Source organism: Mycobacterium sp. M26 (assembly GCF_001494595.1).
In the GTDB taxonomy this organism is placed as follows: domain Bacteria; phylum Actinomycetota; class Actinomycetes; order Mycobacteriales; family Mycobacteriaceae; genus Mycobacterium.
Genome location: NZ_LN929908.1, coordinates 2363949 through 2383759, shown reverse-complemented (window position 1 = coordinate 2383759; position 19811 = coordinate 2363949). Strand labels below are relative to the sequence as shown.

The 19811-nt window shown below is 67.5% G+C and carries 19 protein-coding genes and 1 pseudogene; 5 read left to right on the top strand and 15 right to left on the bottom strand.

Annotated features, from left to right (window positions below):
- Positions 1 to 26: 26 nt before the first annotated feature.
- Genes BN3385_RS20740 through BN3385_RS20730 form a run of 3 tightly spaced genes read right to left on the bottom strand, consistent with a single transcriptional unit; the run spans position 27 to position 1979 of the window.
- Positions 27 to 812 (bottom strand): DoxX family protein, encoded by a 786-nt coding sequence (locus BN3385_RS20740; RefSeq protein ID WP_059022248.1) that lies wholly within the window; start codon positions 810 to 812, stop codon positions 27 to 29.
- 51 nt (positions 813 to 863) lie between these two features.
- A complete protein-coding gene (locus BN3385_RS20735) occupies positions 864 to 1367 on the bottom strand; it encodes a DUF6328 family protein (protein WP_059019566.1) in 504 nt (167 codons plus the stop codon).
- Between the two features lie 39 nt (positions 1368 to 1406).
- On the bottom strand, positions 1407 to 1979 hold the full coding sequence (locus BN3385_RS20730; protein ID WP_059019564.1) for a TetR/AcrR family transcriptional regulator: 573 nt from the start codon (positions 1977 to 1979) through the stop codon (positions 1407 to 1409).
- A gap of 82 nt (positions 1980 to 2061) precedes the next feature.
- Here BN3385_RS20730 and BN3385_RS20725 point away from each other — a divergent pair, with 82 nt between their 5' ends.
- Positions 2062 to 2742, top strand: a complete 681-nt coding sequence (locus tag BN3385_RS20725) for a class I SAM-dependent methyltransferase (protein WP_059019562.1) — start codon at positions 2062 to 2064, stop codon at positions 2740 to 2742.
- Here BN3385_RS20725 and mmpH read toward each other — a convergent pair.
- Genes mmpH through manT form a run of 3 tightly spaced genes read right to left on the bottom strand, consistent with a single transcriptional unit; the run spans position 2732 to position 5788 of the window.
- Positions 2732 to 3808 carry an MMP endo-(1,4)-3-O-methyl-alpha-D-mannosidase gene (gene mmpH / locus BN3385_RS20720; RefSeq protein WP_059019560.1) on the bottom strand — a complete coding sequence of 359 codons (1077 nt, stop codon included), beginning with the start codon at positions 3806 to 3808 and terminating at the stop codon, positions 2732 to 2734. The genes BN3385_RS20725 and mmpH overlap by 11 nt on opposite strands.
- Entirely contained in the window at positions 3792 to 4523 is a 732-nt protein-coding gene (locus BN3385_RS20715; protein ID WP_059019558.1) for a class I SAM-dependent methyltransferase, read from the bottom strand. The genes mmpH and BN3385_RS20715 overlap by 17 nt, the downstream gene beginning before the upstream one ends.
- Positions 4517 to 5788, bottom strand: coding sequence for an MMP alpha-(1->4)-mannosyltransferase (gene manT, locus BN3385_RS20710; RefSeq protein ID WP_059022246.1), 1272 nt, complete (start codon positions 5786 to 5788; stop codon positions 4517 to 4519). The genes BN3385_RS20715 and manT overlap by 7 nt, the downstream gene beginning before the upstream one ends.
- Before the next feature lie 189 nt (positions 5789 to 5977).
- On the opposite strand from manT, the gene BN3385_RS20705 reads away from it, so the two are divergent.
- Positions 5978 to 6682: an MBL fold metallo-hydrolase gene (locus tag BN3385_RS20705; protein WP_059019556.1), complete on the top strand. Its 705-nt coding sequence runs from the start codon at positions 5978 to 5980 to the stop codon at positions 6680 to 6682.
- Here the strand turns inward: BN3385_RS20705 and BN3385_RS20700 are convergent.
- Positions 6666 to 9612: pseudogene (locus BN3385_RS20700) on the bottom strand (aminotransferase). The gene BN3385_RS20705 and the pseudogene BN3385_RS20700 overlap by 17 nt on opposite strands.
- 98 nt (positions 9613 to 9710) lie before the next feature.
- On the opposite strand from BN3385_RS20700, the gene pncA reads away from it, so the two are divergent.
- Positions 9711 to 10268: a pyrazinamidase PncA gene (pncA, locus tag BN3385_RS20695; RefSeq protein ID WP_059019554.1), complete on the top strand. Its 558-nt coding sequence runs from the start codon at positions 9711 to 9713 to the stop codon at positions 10266 to 10268.
- Entirely contained in the window at positions 10268 to 11059 is a 792-nt protein-coding gene (locus tag BN3385_RS20690; RefSeq protein WP_059019552.1) for a ketosteroid isomerase family protein, read from the top strand. The genes pncA and BN3385_RS20690 overlap by 1 nt, the downstream gene beginning before the upstream one ends.
- A gap of 1 nt (position 11060) precedes the next feature.
- On the opposite strand, the gene BN3385_RS20685 is transcribed toward BN3385_RS20690, so the two are convergent.
- The 7 genes from BN3385_RS20685 to BN3385_RS20655 all read right to left on the bottom strand — a co-directional run bounded on the left by BN3385_RS20685 (position 11061) and on the right by BN3385_RS20655 (position 18292).
- Entirely contained in the window at positions 11061 to 11879 is an 819-nt protein-coding gene (locus tag BN3385_RS20685; protein ID WP_156432834.1) for a DUF1206 domain-containing protein, read from the bottom strand.
- A 145-nt stretch (positions 11880 to 12024) separates the two neighbouring features.
- Entirely contained in the window at positions 12025 to 12681 is a 657-nt protein-coding gene (locus tag BN3385_RS20680; protein ID WP_059019548.1) for a DedA family protein, read from the bottom strand.
- A 25-nt stretch (positions 12682 to 12706) separates the two neighbouring features.
- Positions 12707 to 13534 (bottom strand): ABC transporter permease, encoded by an 828-nt coding sequence (locus BN3385_RS20675; protein ID WP_231748874.1) that lies wholly within the window; start codon positions 13532 to 13534, stop codon positions 12707 to 12709.
- A gap of 67 nt (positions 13535 to 13601) precedes the next feature.
- On the bottom strand, positions 13602 to 14477 hold the full coding sequence (locus tag BN3385_RS20670) for an ABC transporter permease (RefSeq protein ID WP_059019545.1): 876 nt from the start codon (positions 14475 to 14477) through the stop codon (positions 13602 to 13604).
- 4 nt (positions 14478 to 14481) lie between these two features.
- Positions 14482 to 15669 carry a polyamine ABC transporter substrate-binding protein gene (locus tag BN3385_RS20665; RefSeq protein WP_059019543.1) on the bottom strand — a complete coding sequence of 396 codons (1188 nt, stop codon included), beginning with the start codon at positions 15667 to 15669 and terminating at the stop codon, positions 14482 to 14484.
- Positions 15670 to 15738: 69 nt separating this feature from the next.
- A complete protein-coding gene (locus tag BN3385_RS20660) occupies positions 15739 to 16767 on the bottom strand; it encodes an ABC transporter ATP-binding protein (RefSeq protein ID WP_286141842.1) in 1029 nt (342 codons plus the stop codon).
- 382 nt (positions 16768 to 17149) lie between these two features.
- The gene (locus BN3385_RS20655; protein WP_059019539.1) at positions 17150 to 18292 is read right to left on the bottom strand and encodes an acyl-CoA dehydrogenase family protein; all 1143 of its coding nucleotides are present in this window, start codon (positions 18290 to 18292) and stop codon (positions 17150 to 17152) included.
- Between the two features lie 62 nt (positions 18293 to 18354).
- Here BN3385_RS20655 and BN3385_RS20650 point away from each other — a divergent pair, with 62 nt between their 5' ends.
- A complete protein-coding gene (locus tag BN3385_RS20650) occupies positions 18355 to 18933 on the top strand; it encodes a TetR/AcrR family transcriptional regulator (RefSeq protein ID WP_059019536.1) in 579 nt (192 codons plus the stop codon).
- Here BN3385_RS20650 and BN3385_RS20645 read toward each other — a convergent pair whose 3' ends face one another.
- Complete coding sequence (locus tag BN3385_RS20645) at positions 18934 to 19740, bottom strand: SDR family NAD(P)-dependent oxidoreductase (protein WP_059019534.1); 807 nt, start codon at positions 19738 to 19740, stop codon at positions 18934 to 18936. It abuts the gene before it with no gap.
- Positions 19741 to 19811 lie beyond the last annotated feature (71 nt).

The following is a 19811-nucleotide window of genomic DNA, read 5'->3' as shown; positions in this document are numbered from 1 at the left end:
GGCTTCGCCGCGCGGCGATCAGAACCTCAGCGTTTGGCCAACTTCTTGGCCCGTGACCGGGTGGTATCGACAAGCTCGGCGCCCTGCTCCCGGGCCAGGTCGCGGGCGGCATCGGCGATCTCGGTGCCACGTTCCCGTGCGACATCAGCCAGTACCGCACCGCGCTCGAGGGCCACATCGGCCAGCTCGGCGCCGCGTTTGCGCGCCGCCTCCAGAAGCGGTGCGGTGCGCTCGCCGGCCACCAGCGCGAGTTCACGGCCGCGCTCGGCGCCTTCCTTCAACCCGTGGCCGACCTTGTCCGCCAGCTCGCTGTCGATCAGGGCGGAGTTCGAGTTCGGCAGGGTGGCCGAAACCGCGTCTGCCACCTTGCGGGCTGCGCGACGGCCGCGCCATCCCAGTGACGGCTTGCCCGCGGTGTCGGCCGAGGCGATGATCAGCCCGCCGAGCAGGCTGATGTCGGTGAGGAACTCGCGGCGTTTCTGTGCCTTGAGCTGTTGATCGTTCTCGTTCCAGAACATGTGCGCACCGAGGTTGGCCGGAATCACCGTGGCGGCCAACGCCGCTGAGGCCAATCGCGGCAGCCGTCCTGTCGCGAGCAGCAGGCCGCCACCGATCTGCACTGCGGCGGTCACCTTGGCGAACGTCTCGGCATCTGTCGGCACACCGCCGCCGACGGGATCGGGCAGCTTCTGCAGACCCTCCAGCGTGGGCCGGGCGGCGTCGGCGGCGAGCTTGGGGCTGCGCAACGCGTCAAAACCCTGGCCGATGAATACGGCCGCCAGCATGGGACGGGCCACTCTGCGAATCAACATGGGCGCGGTGTTCCCGAACGCACCGATCGCCAAACCCGGCTGCGCCGAGGGTCAGTTCGGTGACCGGTGCCGCATCCACAGCGGGTACCCGACCCAGGCGACGGTCATCGCTACGCCGGTCACCGCTCCCGCGGCGACGGCTGCTCGCGGGCCGAGCACGGTGCCGAAGACGACCACTGCCACGCCCGTGAGTGCCGCCCCGAGCAGGAGCAGCCCGACGTAGGCGCATCGGTGGGCGGCCGAGACCAGGGTGGCGAGCCGGTGTTGGCGGAACAGCATGCGATGCATCCCGACCGGTGCCACAAGCAGCACCGTGGCGCCCAGCGACGCCGCCACGGTGGCGAGGTAGGCATCGTGCAGACCTGTTCCGAGCGTGGTGAACCTGGCCTGGAACGGCAGGGTCAACAGGAAACCGGTGAGGAGCTGGACGCCGGTCTGGGTGACCCGCAACTCTTGCAGCAGGCTCGACCAGTTGCGGTCCAGTCGCTGCATCTCGCTCTCCGACCGGGCCGCGGCATCCCATGACCGGTCGAGTTCGGGATGGTCGACGTCCACCTCGATGGCATGCCCGGCCGACGGCCGGCCGAAACCGGTTCAGGCCAGCAGCAGCCGGGCGGATCGCTCCAGTTTGGCAGCGATCTCGGTGTAGGAGGCGTACCCCATCCCGGCGCGGACGAGCGCACCGGCATACAACTGCTCGAGTGACTCGATGATCGCCGAATCCGCTTGTGCGCCAAGCGCTGAGCACAGTCGCTCGTGAATCTCGCGGCCGATGCGGAAGCGAAGGTGTTCGACGTCGGGGTCTCTGCCCAGCAGCGCGGTGGTGACCGCACCGGCCAGTTCGGGCTCGTCGGCCACCAGCAGCGCGATATTGCGCAGTACTGTCACGACGCGGTCGGTCGTGTCGGCGGAGTCGAACGGGGGAGCCGGCGTGGAGGCCAGCCGTCGCCAGAACACTTCGGCGACCAGGTGCTCCTTAGACGAGAAGTAGGTGTAAGCGGTGGCCGCGCCGACTCCCGCCTCGGCCGCGACCATCCGGATCGTCAGACCGGCGAAACCCTCACGGCTGAGTACGTCGACCGCGGCCCGGCCGAGGCGCTCCACGGTGGCAGCCTGTTTCGCTGTCAACCGGCGTCGCGTCGCCTCGCGAGCTACCGGTTCAGACACATGTCCGGACGCTACTACAACGACTACCGGCGGACAAGATGCGCGCTGGCCATCAGGCACGGCGACAGGCTAGGTTCGAAGCATGAGCCGTACCGACAGCACCCTTGCCGCGCAAACTTCCCGACTGTTCGATCTTGCCGACGAGGTGATCGGCTTCATGCCTGCTGACGAGGGGCGGGCGCTGTACGACGCGGCGATCCGCTTCCTGGACCATGGGGTCGCCGTCGAGATCGGCACGTACTGCGGCAAGTCCACGGTTCTGCTGGGTGCAGCCGCCGCGGAGACGGGCAGCGTGCTCTACACGATCGATCACCATCACGGATCCGAGGAGCACCAGCCGGGCTGGGAGTTCCACGACACCTCGATGGTCGATCCGGTGAGTGGACGCTTTGACACGCTGCCGATGTTCCGCCGGACGCTGGACGCGGCGGGCCTCGACGACACCATTGTCGCCGTGGTCGGCAAGTCGACCGTGGTTGCCCGCGGCTGGCGCACCCCGCTGCAACTGCTGTTCATCGACGGCGGGCACAGTGAAACCGCCGCGCAGCAGGATCTCGAAGGGTGGGCTCGGTGGGTGGCGCCGGGCGGCACGCTGGTCATCCACGACGTGTTCCCGGATCCGCGTGATGGCGGCCGGCCTCCGTACAACATCTATTGCCGCGCACTGGAATCCGGGCATTTCACCGAGGCGAGCGCGATGGGTTCGCTGCGGGTTCTGGAGCGCACCGCGGGAGCCGCCGGCGAGGACCCGCTCAGCGCCTGACGCATTCACAGTCGTAGTCGCCCTCCAGTCCGCGGGGCAGTTCGGCGGCGCGGAAGATGCCGCTGCCGCCGGTGGTGGCCGAGAGGGCGTCGGCTGCCAGGATCACCGCCGCACCGGTCCACGTGGTCCGCTCGACCGGCCAGCGCTTGCCGTCGGAGAACACCAGTCCCGTCCAGTAGGAGCCGTCGGCCTCCCGCAGGTGCTGCATGGCGGTGAACTGGGTCAGCGCGTGGTGGCGTTCGCCCATCGCGTCCAGTGCCAGCACCAGTTCGCAGGTTTCGGCGCCGGTGACCCACGGGCGGTCGTTGACGCACCGGATGCCCAGCCCGTCGACAACGAATTCATCCCAGCGCTCGGCGATGCGGGCGTTGGCCACCGCACCGCGCATCGCCCCGCCCAGGATCGGGTAGTACCAATCCATCGAGTGGTGCGGCTTCTCGGTGAACGAGTCAGGGTGCTCGCTGATCGCGTGGCCGAGGCGGCCCAGGGCGACCTCCCACTCGGGCTGCGGGTCGTCCACAAAGTCGGCCAGCGCCAGTGCGCACCGGATCGAGTGGTAGACGCTGGCGCATCCGGTCAACAATGCTTCCGGCAGTACACCGGAAGGGCTTTTCGCCCAATAAATCTCACCGGTGCCGGCCTGCAGTTCCAGGACGAAGTCGATGGCCGCGCGCACCGTCGGCCACATCAGCTCACCGAACCGGCGGTCACCGGTGACGAGCACGTGATGCCACACCCCGGTGGCGATGTACGCGCAGAAGTTGCTGTCGCTGTTGGCATCCTCGATGACACCGCGGCGGTACTGGATGGGCCAGGACCCATCGGCACGTTGCTCGCGACGGCACCAGTCGTAGGCGGCCCGGGCCTGCTCGGTCAGTCCGGCCACGGTCAGTGCCATGGCGCACTCCACGTGATCCCAGACATCGGTGTGCCCGGTATCCGACCAGGGAATCTCGCCGGACCGCTGCTGCACGGCGGCAATCGATTCCGCCGTCTGCCGGCACTGTTGCGGAGTGAGGACCCCGGCTATGCCGGGCACACCGTCGAGGTCAGGTCGCCGCGCCATCGGTGACCGGCTTCTCGAAGTAGAGCGCGACACTCTTGCCCACCAGGGGATTGAGTGCGGACTCGGCCACCCGCGTCACTGCGGGCCGCGACATCATGTCCCACACCAGCAGCTTGTGATAGGCCTTGACCGCCGGGTGTTCCGGCTTGTCCACGCCCACAGCGCATTTGAGCCACCAGAACGGTGAATGAAGCGCGTGCGCGTGGTGGGCGTGGGTGAAGGTGAGGCCACCGCGAGTGAGCTTGTCGCGCAACTCGTCGGCCTTGTAGATCCGGATGTGGCCGCCCTCGTTGGCGTGGTACTCGTCGGAGAGCAGCCAGCAGATCTTCTCAGGCAACCACCGCGGCACCGTGACGGCCAGCGTGCCGCCGGGCCGCAGCACGCGGATCAGCTCCGAGATCGCGGCATCGTCGTTGGGGATGTGTTCGAGGATCTCCGAGGCGATCACCGTGTCGAAACTGCCGTCGGGATAGGGCAGGGCCAGCGCGTCACCGACCACCACCTGAGCCTTGGCGGATGCGGGCGCTTCACCGGCCTGACCCATCGCCTGCAGGATGGTGTCGACGTTGGCCAGTTCCTCGGCGTCCTGATCGAACGCGATCACGTTCGCGCCGCGGCGATAGGCCTCGAAGCTGTGCCGGCCGGCGCCGCAGCCGACGTCGATGACCTTGCGTCCCGGACCGACACCGAGCCGGTCGTAATCCACCGTCAGCATGGTTCGTCGACCACCTCGATATCGGAGCGGACCCGGCCGGTGCGGGCGATCGCTTGTTCGTAGACCCGGACGGTCTGGGCCGCCACCGACTCCCAGCTGAACACGTCGAGTGCGCGGCGGCGACCCGCGGTACCCAGCCACTGCCTGCGCTCCGGCGACGCCAGCAGCCGGTCCAGGGCGAAGGTCAGCTCGCCGACGTCACCGGGGGTGACCAGGTCGGCGCACTCGCCGTCGGGTCCGAGGACCTCGGGCAGCGCACCGGCGCGGCTGGCGACGATCGGCGTCCCGCTGGCCATCGCCTCGACGGCGGGCAGGGAGAACCCCTCGTAGAGGGAGGGGATGCAGGCGATCTCCGCGGAGGCGAACAGCTCGGCGAGCTCGGCGTCGCTCAGGCCGCTGGAGGTGTGCACGATATCGGAGATGCCCAGCTCGGCGAGCAGCTTCTCAGTGGGCCCGTTGGGCTCCAGCTTGGCGACCAACTGCAGCTCGATATCGTGCTCGGCGCGCAGCCGGGCCACCGCGTGCAACAGGTGCCCGATGCCCTTGAGTGGCCGGTCGGCACTCGAGATGGCGATGATCCGCCCGGGCACCCGAGGGGTGTCACGGGGCTTGAACAGATCGGTGTCCACGCCCAGCGGGACCACCTTGAGCTGATTGGGGTCGACCCCGAAATCGTCGGCGATGTCGGTGGCCGACGACGATGACACCGTCAGCAGATCGGGGATCCGGCGAGCCACCTTCTTCTGCATTTCGGCGAAGCCATACCACCTGTGCACCAACGGCTTTCGCCACCATTTGGCGGCGGCCAGGTCGAGCACCCGGTCGCGCGTGATGGGGTGGTGCACGGTGGCCACGACGGGAAGACCACCGGCGGCGATCTTGAGCAGTCCGGTGCCCAGGCACTGATTGTCGTGCACCACATCGAAATCACCGCGGCGCGCGGCGAGCAGGCGGGCCGCCCGCAGGCTGAAGGTGCGGGGCTCGGGGAACCCGGAGGTCCACATCGTGGCCAGTTCGAGCACGTCGATGCGGTCCCGGATCTCGCTGGGCCGGGGCACCCGGAAGGGATCGGGCTCGCGGTAGAGGTCCAGGCTGGGGACCTCGGTCAGGCGGACCCGGGGATCGAGGATCTCCGGGTAGGGCTGGCCGGAGAACACCTCGACCTGATGGCCCAGCTCAACGAGTCCCTGGCTCAGGTGACGGACGTAGACGCCCTGCCCACCGCAGTGTGTCTTGCTGCGATAGGACAGCAACGCAATTCGCATGGTCACGCTCCTGAACTGTCCGTGATCGACGCGGCCGGGTTACCCGTCAGGCTCGCATGTGTCATCGTTGAGGTATCCGGACATCGGTAGCGAGCTGTCTGGACATGTGTCTGGACTATAATTCGATTAGCTACATGTTGCAACGTAAGTCCCGCGCGCAGGGCCCCGCCAGCGACTAGTTTCAGCCGCATGTTCTATGACTGGGAATCGCCGGCGCGCGGCGTCCACCGGTGCCGGTTACCGTACCTCGACGTGACGGTCGGTGTGGTACAGGGTCGCGACGGCATTGTCCTCATTGATTGCGGCACAACGCTTTTGGAAGCAGAGCAGCTGGTTTCCGATATCGCCGAGATCACCGGCGGGGCCGTGACGCAGCTGGTGATGACCCACCACCACTTCGATCACATCCTGGGCGCACCCGGTTTCGCCGGTGCCACCAGCTACGCCCCTGCGGCGGTGGCACGCGCGCTGAGCACCGGACTTGCCGAGGTTCGCGCACATGCCCTGCAGTACGACGCCGACCCGGCTGAACTGGACCGGGCCATCGCCGTGGCGCGGACCCCCGACCACGTCATCACCGACGCAGACCTAAACCTCGGCGACCGGACCGTGCACGTCGAACATCCCGGGCCCGGCCACACCGACCACGACCTGGTCGTGGTCGTCCCGCCGATCACCGCAGACGACCCCACCGTGGTCTTCTGCGGTGACCTCGTCGAGGAATCGGCGGATCCGGCCGTCAACGCCGAGTCCGACGTCGCCGCGTGGGTCGCCACCCTGGACCACGTGCTGGGGCTGGGTGGCCCGGATGCGGTCTACATCCCGGGCCACGGCGCGGCCGTCGACGCCGCGTTCGTGCGACGGCAGCGGGACTGGCTCAGAAGCCGGTGCTGAAGACCCGGTCGAGCATGTCGACGAAGAAGTCCGCCGACTCGCGGGTGATGCACATCGGCGGCTTGACCTTGAGCACGTTCTGCCGGTCACCCGTGGGCTGCACGATCACCCCGAGTTCACGCATCCGCTCGCAGATGGCGGCGGTCTCCTCGGCGGCCGGCTCCAGCGTGGTGCGATCGCGGACCAGTTCGATACCCATGTAGAGGCCGCTGCCGTGCACGGTGCCGATCAGCGGATGCCGGTCGGCCATGGCCTCGATACGGGCCCGCAGGTGGTCGCCGACGCTCAGCGCGTTCTCCTGCAGGCCTTCCTTCTCGATCATGTCCAGAACGGTCAGCCCGACCACGCACGACACCGGGCTTCCGCCCGCCGAGGAGAAGAAGTACCCCTGGGTGCGGTACTTGTCGGCGATCGCCCGGGTGGTGATCACCGCGCCGAGCGGCTGGCCGTTGCCCATCGCCTTGGCCACGGTGACGATGTCGGGCACGACCTCCTGCTGCTGGAACGCCCAGAACCAGCGGCCGGTGCGGCCGTAGCCGACCTGCACCTCGTCGGCGATCGCCAGACCGCCGGCCGCCCGGATGGCGCCGTAGACCGCCCGCAGATAACCGTCCGGCAAGGCCATCCCGCCGGCGTTGCCGTAGAACGGCTCACAGATGAACGCCGCCGGCGGATGTCCTTGCGCAGCAAGCTTTTCGATGATCTCCACCGCTTCCGGCGCGTACCGTGCGGCGTCGCGGCCGCGGTAGTCGCCCCGGTAGGCGTTCGGCGATGGCACGGTGTGCACCCAGGATGGGCGGGTCTCCAGCGCGTTCGGGTTGTCGGCCACCGACGTGGACACCGCGTCGGTGGCGTAGGTCCAGCCGTGGTAGGCCTCGGCTACCGCGACGATGTCATGCCTGCCGGTGTTGGCCATCGCCAGCCGCAGCGCCAGGTCGCCGGCTTCCGAGCCCGAGTTGACCAGGAACACGGTGTCCAGGGGGTCGGGCAGAGTTGCCGCCAGCCGCTCCGAGAGTTCGACCACGGCGCCGTAGTTGAACCGCGAGTTGGTGTTGAGCCGGCGCCACTGGCGGGCGACGGCATCAGCCAGCACCGGGTGACCGTGGCCCAGGATCGCCACGTTGTTCACCATGTCCAGATAGCTGCGGCCGTCGGTGGCCAGCATGTGCTCGCGCCAGCCGCGCTCGATCTGCGGCGGGTTGAGGTAGTAGTGCTCCTGCACAGTAGTGCTCCTGCACGGTGGCGAAGGAGTCCGCCCGCCGCTGCCAGAGGGCCTCGCTGTCGCCGGCCGATCCGACCAGGGATTCCAGCCCGAGCAGGGGAGCGGGATCGGACACCGGATGCAGCCAGCCTGGTGAGTACTCCGGACGCACCAGGTCGGGGACCACGACATCGGCGTGGGTGAGGCACTGGATCCAGACATGGCCATCGACCACGCCGAGCGCCGCGCCGGCGGCCACGCTCTGGCCCGTCCGCAAAGCGGGGTCGACGCTGAGCGCACCGCTCACCCGCACCGAACCGGACGTCCCGGTCACGACCACGGTGTCGCCGGTCGCGGATTCGACCACACCCGCCCAGGGCGAGGTGAGGGTGAGCGGGGCCCCGGGCCACAGGTCGAGTCCGGTGCCGACGGTCGCCGGTGACTCGGGGCTCAGCGGCGCCGACCTGCTCACCCGGGGCTGGCCGAACGTGGTGATCACCGCGCCCGCCCCGCGGGCCAGTTCGGCAGCGGCGAGATCGGCCTCGAAGGCCGGATTCAGCCATGCCCCGGCATCCACGGCGTCGGAGTCCACCGACAGGTCGAGCCGCACGACCGACCCGGCGTCCAGGCCGTCGATCAGCAGTGCCTCCGGGCTTACCGGAGCCGGTGGGTGGGCGATGCCCAGACGGTCGCGGATCAGGGCCGTCATCACCTCGTTGGGCACCTCGATGGCGCGTTCGAAAATCCGCCACTCGAAGTCCAGCGCGCCGGTCGCGTATTCGTTGTCCGCGTCGATGCTGGCCTGATGGATACCGCTGACCACCAGCACGGCGGCGCGCAGCACAACCAGCGGCCACAGCGCCTCGATCTCCGCGGGGGAGAGCGGACGTACGGCGTTGAATGCGGCGATCGCGGGCAGCGTCGCCGCCGGCTCCCCGCCCTCGTGGCGCAGCAGCGAGGAGACGGCGATGGCGAGTTCAGCGACCGTCCAGGACCGGGTGAGGTCACCGAGGTCGATGATGCCGTCGGGCAGCCTGCCGTCGGCCAGCGTCCCGCACACCACGTTGTCGTCGGTGATATCACCGTGGATCACCTGGACCGGAAGGTCGTCGCCGAGATCGGCGAGAACGTTCCACGCTGTGGCGGTGGCGGCCTCGACGGCCTCGCGGCGGGCGGTGTCGGTCATGTGCCCGGACAGCAGTTCCACGGTCCGCTGGGCATAGCGCAGGTCCCATTGCAGGATCCGGTCGACGCCGGGGTGCTCGAAGTCGGCCAGCGCCCGGCAGGTGCGGCCCGCCAACGTGCCCAGCGCGGCGGCCTGGGTCGGGGTGACGTACCGGTCGCCGCTCATCGTGCCGCCCGACAGGTAGGCGATGATCCGGCCGTAGAGCACGGTGCCGTCCTCGGCGCGGAACTCGGCGATCGGGGGGTGGCCGGGCAGCTCGATGTTGGTGGCTGCCCGGACACCGGGCTCGGTCTGGGAGATGTAGGCCGCGGCCGCGTCCTGGGCCTCCAACTCGATGCGGGAGAACGCCGGATTGGCGATCTTGAGCACGCCGACCGGCTCGCCGCCGGCGCCGGTGAGCAGGAAGTTGGCGTCCTGCTGGCTGCCCAGCGGGGTGATCTCGGCATCGACACCGAAGTGCGCCGAGGCGATCTCGCGCGCCTGGTCAGCAGTGATCGCCGGGACGGGCAGTTCCTCGGCCTGGAAGAAGTCGAACAGGGTCATCTCGCTACTCGGGCATCCTCGTCTGGCAATTTGGCGGTCTCACTGTACTGCCGCCGCGAACGCTGCGAGGCCAGCTGAGCAACAGATACGGTGACAGGATGCGGGCGCTGATCATCGTTGACGTACAAAACGATTTCTGCGAGGGCGGCTCACTGGCGGTCGCCGGCGGCGGCGCGGTGGTGCGGGCGATCAACGCGCTGCTGGCCGGGGAGCACGGCTACGCCCATGTGGTCGCGACCAAGGATCTGCATATTGATCCCGGCGGTCATTTCGCCGACGAGCCGGACTATGTCGACTCCTGGCCGCCGCACTGCGTGGCCGGTACCCCGGGTGCCGAATTCCACCCGGAATTGGACACCGCGCCGATCGAGGCGGTGTTCCACAAAGGCACCTACACCGCGGCCTACAGCGGTTTCGAGGGTGCCGCCGACGACACCCCACTGGACGAATGGCTGCGTTCCCGGGGCGTCGACGAAGTCGACGTCGTCGGCATCGCCACCGATTACTGCGTGCGCGAAACCGCCGATGACGCCGCCGACGCCGGGTTCAAGACGCGGGTGCTGCTGGACCTGACCGCCGGAGTCGCCGAACAGAGCACCGCTGCCGCGCTCGAGGAGATGCGCGGGCACGGGGTGGAACTGGTGCACAGCTCCTGATGGCTGTGCTGCGCTCGGATCTCGTTGCAACGGTGGATCGTTCACCGGAAGCAGCCGGTGCGCACGATCGGGCCGGATGGGTCGGACTGTTCGCCCCCGACGGCCGCGTCGAGGATCCGGTCGGGTCACGACCGCATGTCGGCGCACTGTCGATCGGCCGGTTCTATGACACCTTCATCGGGCCGCGCGACATCGTCTTTCACCGCGCCGCCGACATCGTCTGCGGATCGACGGTGATCCGCGATGTGGTGCTCGAAGTGGGCATGGGCCCGACGGTACGGATGCGGATCCCGGCTGTACTGCGCTACGACCTGCGCGCGGTGGATGGCGAGTGGAAATTTCAACGGCTGCAGGCATATTGGGAGCTGCCCGCCATGGTGTGGCAGTTCCTGGGCAACGGTGTGGCAGCCGGCTCGCAGGGGATGGCACTGAGCCGGGCGCTGCTGGCCAACCAGGGGTTGCGCGGGGCGGTCGGTTTCGCGGCAGGGTTCCGCGGTCCCCGAATCCGTGGCAAGCGGACGGTGCGAGCGCTCCTCGATGCCGTTGCGGCCGGTGATGAACTGCGCGCCAGGCGTACGCTGACCTCCGGTGCCACCATCACCCGGGCCGAACGAACAACCCTGAAGTTCAGCGCTTTTCGCGAAGAAATCCAACGACGGGTGCCGACCAAGATCCTGCTGGCCGGATCGTCGGTCACCGTCTCGCTGACCGGTCCGCAACCCGCGGTGCTCATCGCCGAGTTGGCCCAGGGCGGGCGGGCCATCAGCCGGCTCACGTACTTCGCCGAGTGACCTACATCCGGGCGAACCGGGCCAGCACGAAACAGTAGGCGCCGTAGGCGGCGAACCCCAATGCCGCCGCAACGAGCAGTACCTTGCCGAACGGCGCCTGGCCCAGGCTCTTGACCGCGGCGTCCAATCCCGCACCCTTGGCCGGGTCGGAGGTCAGCGTCGCCACCACCAGCAGCACACCGGCGCCGCCGAGGACCACGCCCTTGGCCACGTACCCGATGGTGCCGAGCACCGTCACGGCACGATTGCCGGACACCGACAGGTCGTCCTCGAACTTCTGCGACAGCCCCTTGTAGATGTGATAGCCGCCGACCGCCATGATCGCCACGGCCGCCACCAGTAGCACCGCCTTGCCCCAGCCCGATTGCAACAGTCGTGCGGTGAGGGTGACGTTGTCGGCGCTGTTGGACTTGCCGCCGCCGGTGGCGAAGCGCATCGCCGTGATCGCGATACCGGCGTACACCACCGCCAGCGCAATGGATTTCACGCGCTTGAAGGTCTTCTTGGCACCCGTATCGGAGTGGCCCGGCTCGTTGGGGTGCGATCCCACCACACTCTCGGCCAGCCGCCAGAGCGCCAGCGCGGCCAGGCCGACCACCACGACCCAGAGCGCCACCGCGCCGCCGGGCTGGGCGGCCAGCGTGGCGATCGCACCGGACTGGTCGGCATTGCCCGCCGAGCCGAACGCCAGGCGAAGCACGATGTAGGCGATCAGCAGATGGAGCAGACCGCTGACGCCGTAGCCGGTGCGGGCGGCGTTGACGAATGCCGGGCTGTCCGTTGCGCGGTCCACGGTGCCGTGCACCATATTGTCGGCCATGGCAATTGGGCTTCCCCCGATTCGCCGCGGGCAAACCGCATCCCGGCGGCGGAGGCGAGGTCGCCGACAGTAACCTCATGGCGGTTCTGACGCCGGAATCTCACCGTGACGTTACTGTCGGCGCGCAGGCAAGGGGCTGCGGAGCCTACTTGGCGTGCCGCAGGGTCTCCCAGTCGTGCTCGGCTTCGAGTTGTTCGATCAGCGCGCGCGTGCGGTCCTTGAGCAGCATGGTCATCCCGATACCGATGAGGACGGCCACCACCAGGGCCACCCAGGAGAAGCGCGACAACCACTTCTCGGCGGCCAGCCCGAGGTAGTACACCACGGCGGTGGTACCACCCGCCCAGCAGATGGCCCCAGAAGCGTTGGCGGCCAGGAAGTACGGGTACCGCATCCGCAGGGCACCGGCCAACGGCCCGGCGAGGATTCGCAGCAGTGCGATAAAGCGGCCGAAGAACACCGCCCACACGCCCCATCGGGTGAAGAGCTGTTTGGCCAGTGCGACATGTCCTGGACCGAAGTGCTTCGGGAACCGCTTACCGAGCTTCTCGAACAGCGGCATCCCGAAGCGGCGGCCGATGGTGTAGCCGATCGTGTCGCCGATGATCGCACCGATGGTGGCGGCCGCGCCCACCCAAACCGGCGAAATGTCCAGCGTGTGCCGCGAGGCCAGCAGTGCGGCGCTGACGAGTGCGATCTCACCCGGTAGCGGGATGCCCAGGCTCTCGATGCCGATGATGAGACCCACCACCAGGTACACCGCGAGCGGTGGAATGGACTCCAGGATCGCCTCGACGTTCACCCGCCAAGGATAAGCGTGCCGGAGCTCAGGCCTCGCGTTTCCGGCGGTACAGCGTGCCCAACCCGAGCAGCAGCAGGCTGATCACCAGGATCGCGGTGGCCAACACGTTGATCTGAGGCGGCACAGCGGCTTTCACCGCCGCGTTGACGTACAGCGGATAGGTCACCGTCGAACCGCTGACGAAGTAGGTGATGATGAAGTCGTCCAGCGACAGCGCGAACGACAGCATCGCCGCCGCCACGATGCCGGGCACCACCAACGGCAGCGTCACCTTGAAGAACGTCCGCGCCGGGTTGGCACCCAGATCCAGCGAGGCGTCCTCCAGCGTCCAGTCGAAGCCGCGAATGCGGGCCCGCACCGTCATCGCGATGAAGCTGATCTCGAAGGCCACATGCGCGATCAGGATGGTGGTGTAACCGGTTGCCCAGCCCAGGTCCAGGAACAGGGTCAGCAGCGAGGCACCCATCACCACCTCGGGGGAGGTCAGCGGCAGCACCAGGAAGGTGTCCACCGCCTTGCTGCCCCGGAACCGTTGGCGCACAAGGGCGATGGCGACCAAGGTACCCAGCACCACGGCGATCGCCGTCGATACCGCTGCCACGTTGATGCTCAGCTTCAGCGCCTCGGTCAGGGCCGGGTACTTGAACGGGTTGGCCCAGTTGTCCAGGGTGAAACCCTGCCAGGTGTAGTTGAACTTGCCCGCCGGCTTGTTGAACGAGAAGACGATGATCACCAGGATCGGCAGGAACAGGTACAACAGCACCAGCCCGGCGATGATGCGCAGTGCAAGATCGCCCAGTTTGAACGTGCCGCGGAAGTTCCGGCCCGGCTTGGCCAGACCGCCCTGGTCCATGGTGTGGGCGATCGCCACCCCGGCTTCGGTGCTCATGCGCGATCCGCCTTCGCTCCTCGCTGGGTCGTCATACCAGATCCTCCGTGCCCAGCGCCCGGGTGTAGATCAGAACGCCGACCAGGATCAGCGCCATCAGCACGAAGCTCAGCGCCGCGGCCGCGGGATAGTCCTTGACCACCAGGAACTGCTTCTGGATGACGTTGCCGATCATCTTGGTCTGGGTGCTGCCCAGGTAATCGGCGTTGATGAAGTCACCGACCGCCGGGATGAACACCAGCATGCTGCCGGCCAGCACACCCGGCATAGCCAGCGGCATGATCACCTTGCCGAACATCCGCCGGTTGGTGGCGTAGAGGTCACGGGAGGCCTCCAGCAGCCGGGCGTCGATCTTCTCCAGGCTGACGTACAGCGGCAGGATCATGAAGATGATCCAGTTGTAGGTCAGACCGCCGATCACCGCCCAGCTGGTGGAGAGCAGCCGGCCATCAGAGGGCAGCAGGCCGATGGTGTTCAGTGCGCTGACCACCCAGCCGTCGTCGGCCAGGATCGTCTTCCACGCCAGCGTCCGGATCAGGAACGTGACGAAGAACGGCAGGATCACCAACCCCAGCAGCAGGTTCTTGTACCTGCCTGCCTTGAACGCGATGACATAGGCCAGCGGAAAGGCCAGCAGAGCACACAGCACCGTGGCGGCCAGCGCGTACCCGAAGGAGCGCAGAATCTGCTCCTGATACGTGCTCAGCGCGTGACCGTAGTTGCTGAAGTCCCACGCGAACGTGAGCTTCGGCAGGTAGATCGACCCGCCCATGTTCGACAGCGACGTGCGGAACAGCGAGATGAACGGCACCACATAGAAGATCCCGAGATAGATCAGAGCGGGCAGGATCATCAGGTACGGAGCGAGCTTGCTCCGCTGCCGGTTGCTACTGGCTACACCGGCCATGCCGTCAGCCGCCGGTGACTTCGGCGTAGAGCTTGTTGAACTCCGCGGTCTGCTCGTCGGTCAGCGCCGCCCAGGACTTCAGCTTGTCCAGGGTGGCCTTCGGCGGGTTGATCAGCGGGTTGGTGGCCAGGCCCGGATCGATCTTGTTCAGCTCGTCGGTCATGTCCGACAGCACCGGCACGTACTGGGTGTGGGCCACCAGCTTGGCGTAGTTCGCCCGGTCGTAGACGTAGTTGATCCACTCCTCGGCAGCCTTCTGGTTCTGCGTGGTGTAGGGGATCGTCATGGTGTCGACGAAGGTGGTGCCGCCGGATTCGGGAACCACGAACTTCAGGTCCGGGTTGTCCTTCTGCAGCTGCACCACGTCGCCCGAATACGCCTGTGCGATAACGACGTTGCCCGAGGCGAGGTCATCGGCGTAGTCGTTGCCGGTGAAGCGCCGGATCTGGCCCTTGTCCTTGTTCTCCTTGACCAGGTCGACGGCCTTCTGCACGCTTTCGGTCGTCGGGTCCTCCACCGAACCGCCGGTGTTGAGGATCAGCATCCCCAGACCGTCCTGCATATCGGTGAACAGGCTGACCTTGCCCTTGTAGGCCGGATCCCACAGGTCCTCGATCTTGGTGATGTCGCGGCCCGTCGCAGCCCGGTTGTAGGCCAGACCGACCATGCCGGACATGTAGGGCGCGCTGAATTTGCGACCCGGGTCGGCCTTGGCGTCCAGCAGATCGGGGCGCAGGTTCTTCTTGTTGGTCCAGCGGGCTTCGCTGATGCCGTTGAGCCAGCCCAGACCGTTGAGCCGGGCGGCCAGGAACTGGGTGGGCACCACCAGGTCGGCGCCGATGTCCTGCTTGCGCGACAGCGGTTCCTTGTTCTTGGCGAACCACTCCTCGTTGTCGTTGAAGTCCTCTTTGTAGTCCACGGTCAGGCCGGTCGCGGTCTGGAAGGCGGCCACGAAACCGTCGGCCATGTACAGCGGCCAGTTGGAGATGCGCAGCTTGCCGGTCGCCGGCGAACCGTCGTCGGACGGTGTGGTCGGGCCACTCGCGGTGCCCGAGGATTCCTCCGACTTGCTACACGCGGCCAGGAAGGAGGGGCCCAGGACCAGGGCGGCGGCAGCGGCGGCACCGCCACCGATGAACCGGCGCCGGGAGGCGAGCTGGGCGAGAAGTCGAGGGTCGATCTCTTTGGCCATGTGCCGTAAAGCCTTTCGTAAGGGGAGGTCGATTGATGAAAGCAGGTTGTCGGGCGAGCGCGGGGCGGTTTAGGAGTCGTCCAGCATCTCTTCGAGGTCTTCGGTGGTCGGGATGTCGGCGGCCGGCAGCACCAGCGAGGCATCCGGGGACCAGCCCACGTACACGTCGTCACCGGGGCGCAGCATCGGCAGATTCTGCTCGGGACCGACATGGGCGACGATCGGCGAACCGTCGTCGGCCGCCAGCGACAACCGCAGCACCGGCCCTTGGAAAGTCAGGTCGACGACCTTGGCCGGCACGGTGGCGACATCGCCGGTGAGCTGTTCCATCGCCACCCTCACCCGTTCGGGGCGAACCATCAGCGTGGCCTGACCACCCGGCTCGATCGTGGTATCACCCGGCTTGGCGCGCAGCGTGCTGCCCAGCACCTCGACCTCGACGTAGTCACGGTTGGCCCGGCCGGTCTGGCGGCCATGCCACAGGTTGGCCTGGCCGATGAAGCCGGCGACGAAGACCGTGGCGGGCCGGTCGTAGATCTCGGTGGGGGTACCGATCTGCTCGACGTTGCCCTGGTTCATGACCGCGATCCGGTCACTCATCGTCAGGGCTTCCTCCTGATCGTGGGTCACGTAGACGAACGTGATGCCGACCTCGCGCTGGATCCGCTTGAGTTCGAACTGCATGACGTGGCGCAGCTTCAGGTCCAGCGCACCCAGGGGCTCGTCGAGCAGCAGCGCGCTGGGGTAGTTGACCAGCGCCCTGGCCAGTGCGACGCGCTGCTGCTGGCCGCCGGAGAGCTGGGAGGGCTTGCGCTGGGCGAAGTCGGTCAGCCGGACCACCTCGAGCATCTCGTCGACGCTCTTCTTGATCTTGGCCTTGTCTTTCTTCTGGCTGCGCGGCCCGTACGCGACGTTGTCCCACACGGTCATGTGCGGGAACAGCGCGTAGTGCTGGAACACGGTGTTGACGTTGCGCTTGTGCGGTGGCACGCGCGAGACGTCGACACCCTCGAGGCGGATGGCGCCCTCGGTCGGTGTCTCGAACCCCGCGATCATCCGCAGGGTGGTGGTCTTTCCACACCCGGAGGGACCCAGCATCGAGAAGAACTCACCGGCTCCGATGGAGAAGTCGGCGTCGGCGACCGCGATGTAGTCGTCGAACCGCTTGACGACATGGTCGATCTCGATGACGGGCTTGCCGTTGGTTCGCGTGGATCCGGTATCCCCGGTGGTCTGTTCGGTGGCGGTGGCGCCGGTCTCGGTCAGGGCCCGTCCTCCTTATAGTCCCGTCGGCCGACAGACATGACGATGCGTCGGCTCCCGTGGCTAAAACCATCGCGGATTTACGGGCTTCGCGCAACCGATTCCGCAACAAAGTTGGATCTATTCGATGGAATCCCTCGTCAGAACCCCGGTAGGGACGCGGCTTTCCGTGGGACGGCACCGGTCATCAGTGTCGCCGGACGGATTTTATCCGGGTTCAGACCGTTGCGAGCCCGCGTGCGATAACCAGCCGCTGGATCTGATTGGTTCCTTCGAAGATCTGGGTGATCTTGGCTTCCCGCATGTAGCGCTCCACCCGATAGTCACGGGTGTAGCCGACGCCGCCGAGCACCTGAACGGCGTCGGTGGTGACCTTCATGGCGGCGTCAGTGGCGATCAGCTTGGCGACACTGGCGGCCTGCGAGTACGGCAGGCCCGCGTCGCGGCGGCGCGCGGCATCCAGGTAGGTGGCTCGGGCGCTGGCGACCGCCGCGGCCATGTCTGCGAGCAGGAAACCCAGACCCTGGTGATCGATGATCTTGCGGCCGAATGTCGTTCGCTCGTGGGCATAGGAGCACGCCTCGTCAAGCGCGGCTTGGGCGATGCCGACGGCCACGGCGGCGATACCGAGCCGGCCGGCGTCCAGTGCACTGAAGGCGATCTGCAGACCCTGGCCTTCAGCGCCGATCCGGCGGTCGGCGCCGATCTCGGCGTTGTCATAGAAGGCCGAGGTGGTGGGCACCGCGGCCAGTCCCATCTTCTCCTCTGGCTTGCCGAAGCTGAGGCCGGCCTGGTCGCCGGGAACCAGGAAGCAGGTGATGCCTTTCGATCCCTCTCCGGTGCGGGCGAACAGGTTGTAGAAGTCGGCGATCCCGCCGTGGGTGATCCACGCTTTCGAGCCGTTGACGAGGTAGCTGTCCCCGGTGGGAACCGCGGCGCAGCGCAGGGCGGCGGCGTCGGACCCGGCCTGCGGTTCGGACAGGCTGTAGGCGCCGATCTGCTCCCCGGAGAGCATGCCGGGCAGCCAGCGCCGCTTCTGCTCGTCGGTGCCGAACGCCAGCAGTGGGTGACACGCCAGGCTGTGCACGCTGACCGCGACGGCGACCGCCGCCCACCGGGCCGCCAGTTCCTCGAGAACCTGCAGATACACCTCATAGGGCTGACCGCCGCCGCCCCACTCTTCGGGCTGGGACAGACTCAGCAGCCCGGCCGCTCCGAGCTGGGCGAACACTCCGTCGGGATAGGTCTCCGAGCGTTCGTGTTCGTCGACGATCGGGCTGAGCACCTTGTCGGCGATCTCGCGGGTGAGTGCGATGAGATCAGTGGCGTCCTGGTTCGGAAGGAGTCGGTCGACGGGCATGGATGGCCTCTCTGTTGGTACCAGAGATAGTACTGAATTACATCCTGCAGTACTATTCAGGGATGGCGACCCGCCCCGACTTCGGCACCAAACGTCGCAGCGAGCTGTTCGACGCACTGCTGGCGCTGTTCCTCGCCGAAGGGTTCGCCCATCTGACGCTCGACGACATCGCCGCCCGGCTGCACTGCTCGAAAGGCACGCTCTACACCCTCGCCGGAAGTAAGGAACAACTTGTGCACGCGGTCACCGTGCACTTCTTCCGCTGTGCTACCGACGACGTCGAAAAGCAGGTCGCCGGGGTGACCGGAGCGCGGGAGCGGATCACCGCCTATCTGACCGCGGTGGGGGCCGCGCTGGGAGCGGCCTCAGCGAGGTTCATGGCGGATCTCGACGCGTTCGGGCCCGCACGGGCGGTCTACGAACAGAACACCGCCATCGCCGCCCGCCGGGTAGGGGAGCTGATCGCCGACGGCGTCGCCGCCGGGGACTTCCGCGACGTACACGCAGCCTTCGCCGCCGACCTCGCGGCAGCCGCGATGGTCCGCATCCAGCAGGGGACGGTGCGCACGGCCACCGGTCTCGACGACGCGGCCGCCTACCGGGAGTTGGCGGCCATCCTGACCGCAGGCATCAACGCCTGATCACATGTGCGCGCCACCATCGACGCGCACTTCGGTGCCGGAGACGAAGAACGCATCCGGGCTACCGAGCATCGCGACCACGGCGGCCACCGCATCCGGGTTGGCGAAGATCGCACCGTCCGGCAACGGCAGCAGCGGGGCCACCCGGCCGAACAACTTGTAGTTGGCGTCCTCGGGCAGCCCGGGGCCGACGCTCTGCTTCGATTCGCCGCTGCCGTCGGTCATCCCCGATGAGATCGAGCCGGGCTGTACAGAGTTGAACCGGATGCCGTCCCTGGCGAACTCGGCGGCCAGTGCGTGCGTCATCGCCTGCACGCCGCCCTTGGAGGCGGCATAGGCCGACATGTAGGGGTGGGCGAACGCCGCTGAAGTCGAGCTGAAGTTGACCACCGCGGGGGAGTTGCCCCCGCGCAGAGCCGGCAGCGCCTCCCGCGTGACCAGGAAGGTGCCGACCAGGTTCACCCGCAACACCTGCTCGAAGTCGGCCAGCGAGGTGTTCTCGAAATGCGCCGAGCGCAGAATGCCGGCCACGTTGACCAAGGTGTCCAGCCCGCCCAACGTGGAGACCGCCTCGCCGACACCGGCTTTCACCGAGTCCTCGCTGCCGACGTCGATCACCACCGTGGACAACCGGGCCGCCAAGTCGCCGGCCTTGGCGGTGGTGTCCTTCAGGCCCGACTCGCTGATATCGGCGGCCACCACCCGGCCACCCTCGTCGAGGATGCGCAAGACACACGCCTGGCCGATCCCCGAACCGCCGCCGGTGATCAGGACTCGACGGTCGGCATAACGCTCACTGCTGGCCATAAGGGACTGCTCTCCTTGGGTGAATGCGGCTTGTCGGCGTGCTCGTAGAAGAGAATTGTGCAGCGCGGTTA

Coding starts and splice junctions, on each gene's coding strand:
- BN3385_RS20715 (WP_059019558.1), bottom strand. CDS start 4,523: ATGCTGACGGTGGATTACGACCGGCTCGGTGTCGGTCCGGGACGCAAG.
- manT (WP_059022246.1), bottom strand. CDS start 5,788: ATGCGAATTGCGTTGCTGTCCTATCGCAGCAAGACACACTGCGGTGGG.
- BN3385_RS20690 (WP_059019552.1), top strand. CDS start 10,268: ATGGCTGTGCTGCGCTCGGATCTCGTTGCAACGGTGGATCGTTCACCG.
- BN3385_RS20660 (WP_286141842.1), bottom strand. CDS start 16,767: ATGCTGGGTCCCTCCGGGTGTGGAAAGACCACCACCCTGCGGATGATC.
- BN3385_RS20725 (WP_059019562.1), top strand. CDS start 2,062: ATGAGCCGTACCGACAGCACCCTTGCCGCGCAAACTTCCCGACTGTTC.
- BN3385_RS20665 (WP_059019543.1), bottom strand. CDS start 15,669: ATGGCCAAAGAGATCGACCCTCGACTTCTCGCCCAGCTCGCCTCCCGG.
- pncA (WP_059019554.1), top strand. CDS start 9,711: ATGCGGGCGCTGATCATCGTTGACGTACAAAACGATTTCTGCGAGGGC.
- BN3385_RS20655 (WP_059019539.1), bottom strand. CDS start 18,292: ATGCCCGTCGACCGACTCCTTCCGAACCAGGACGCCACTGATCTCATC.
- BN3385_RS20650 (WP_059019536.1), top strand. CDS start 18,355: ATGGCGACCCGCCCCGACTTCGGCACCAAACGTCGCAGCGAGCTGTTC.
- mmpH (WP_059019560.1), bottom strand. CDS start 3,808: ATGGCGCGGCGACCTGACCTCGACGGTGTGCCCGGCATAGCCGGGGTC.
- BN3385_RS20705 (WP_059019556.1), top strand. CDS start 5,978: ATGTTCTATGACTGGGAATCGCCGGCGCGCGGCGTCCACCGGTGCCGG.
- BN3385_RS20645 (WP_059019534.1), bottom strand. CDS start 19,740: ATGGCCAGCAGTGAGCGTTATGCCGACCGTCGAGTCCTGATCACCGGC.
- BN3385_RS20670 (WP_059019545.1), bottom strand. CDS start 14,477: ATGGCCGGTGTAGCCAGTAGCAACCGGCAGCGGAGCAAGCTCGCTCCG.
- BN3385_RS20740 (WP_059022248.1), bottom strand. CDS start 812: ATGTTGATTCGCAGAGTGGCCCGTCCCATGCTGGCGGCCGTATTCATC.
- BN3385_RS20675 (WP_231748874.1), bottom strand. CDS start 13,534: ATGGACCAGGGCGGTCTGGCCAAGCCGGGCCGGAACTTCCGCGGCACG.
- BN3385_RS20685 (WP_156432834.1), bottom strand. CDS start 11,879: ATGGCCGACAATATGGTGCACGGCACCGTGGACCGCGCAACGGACAGC.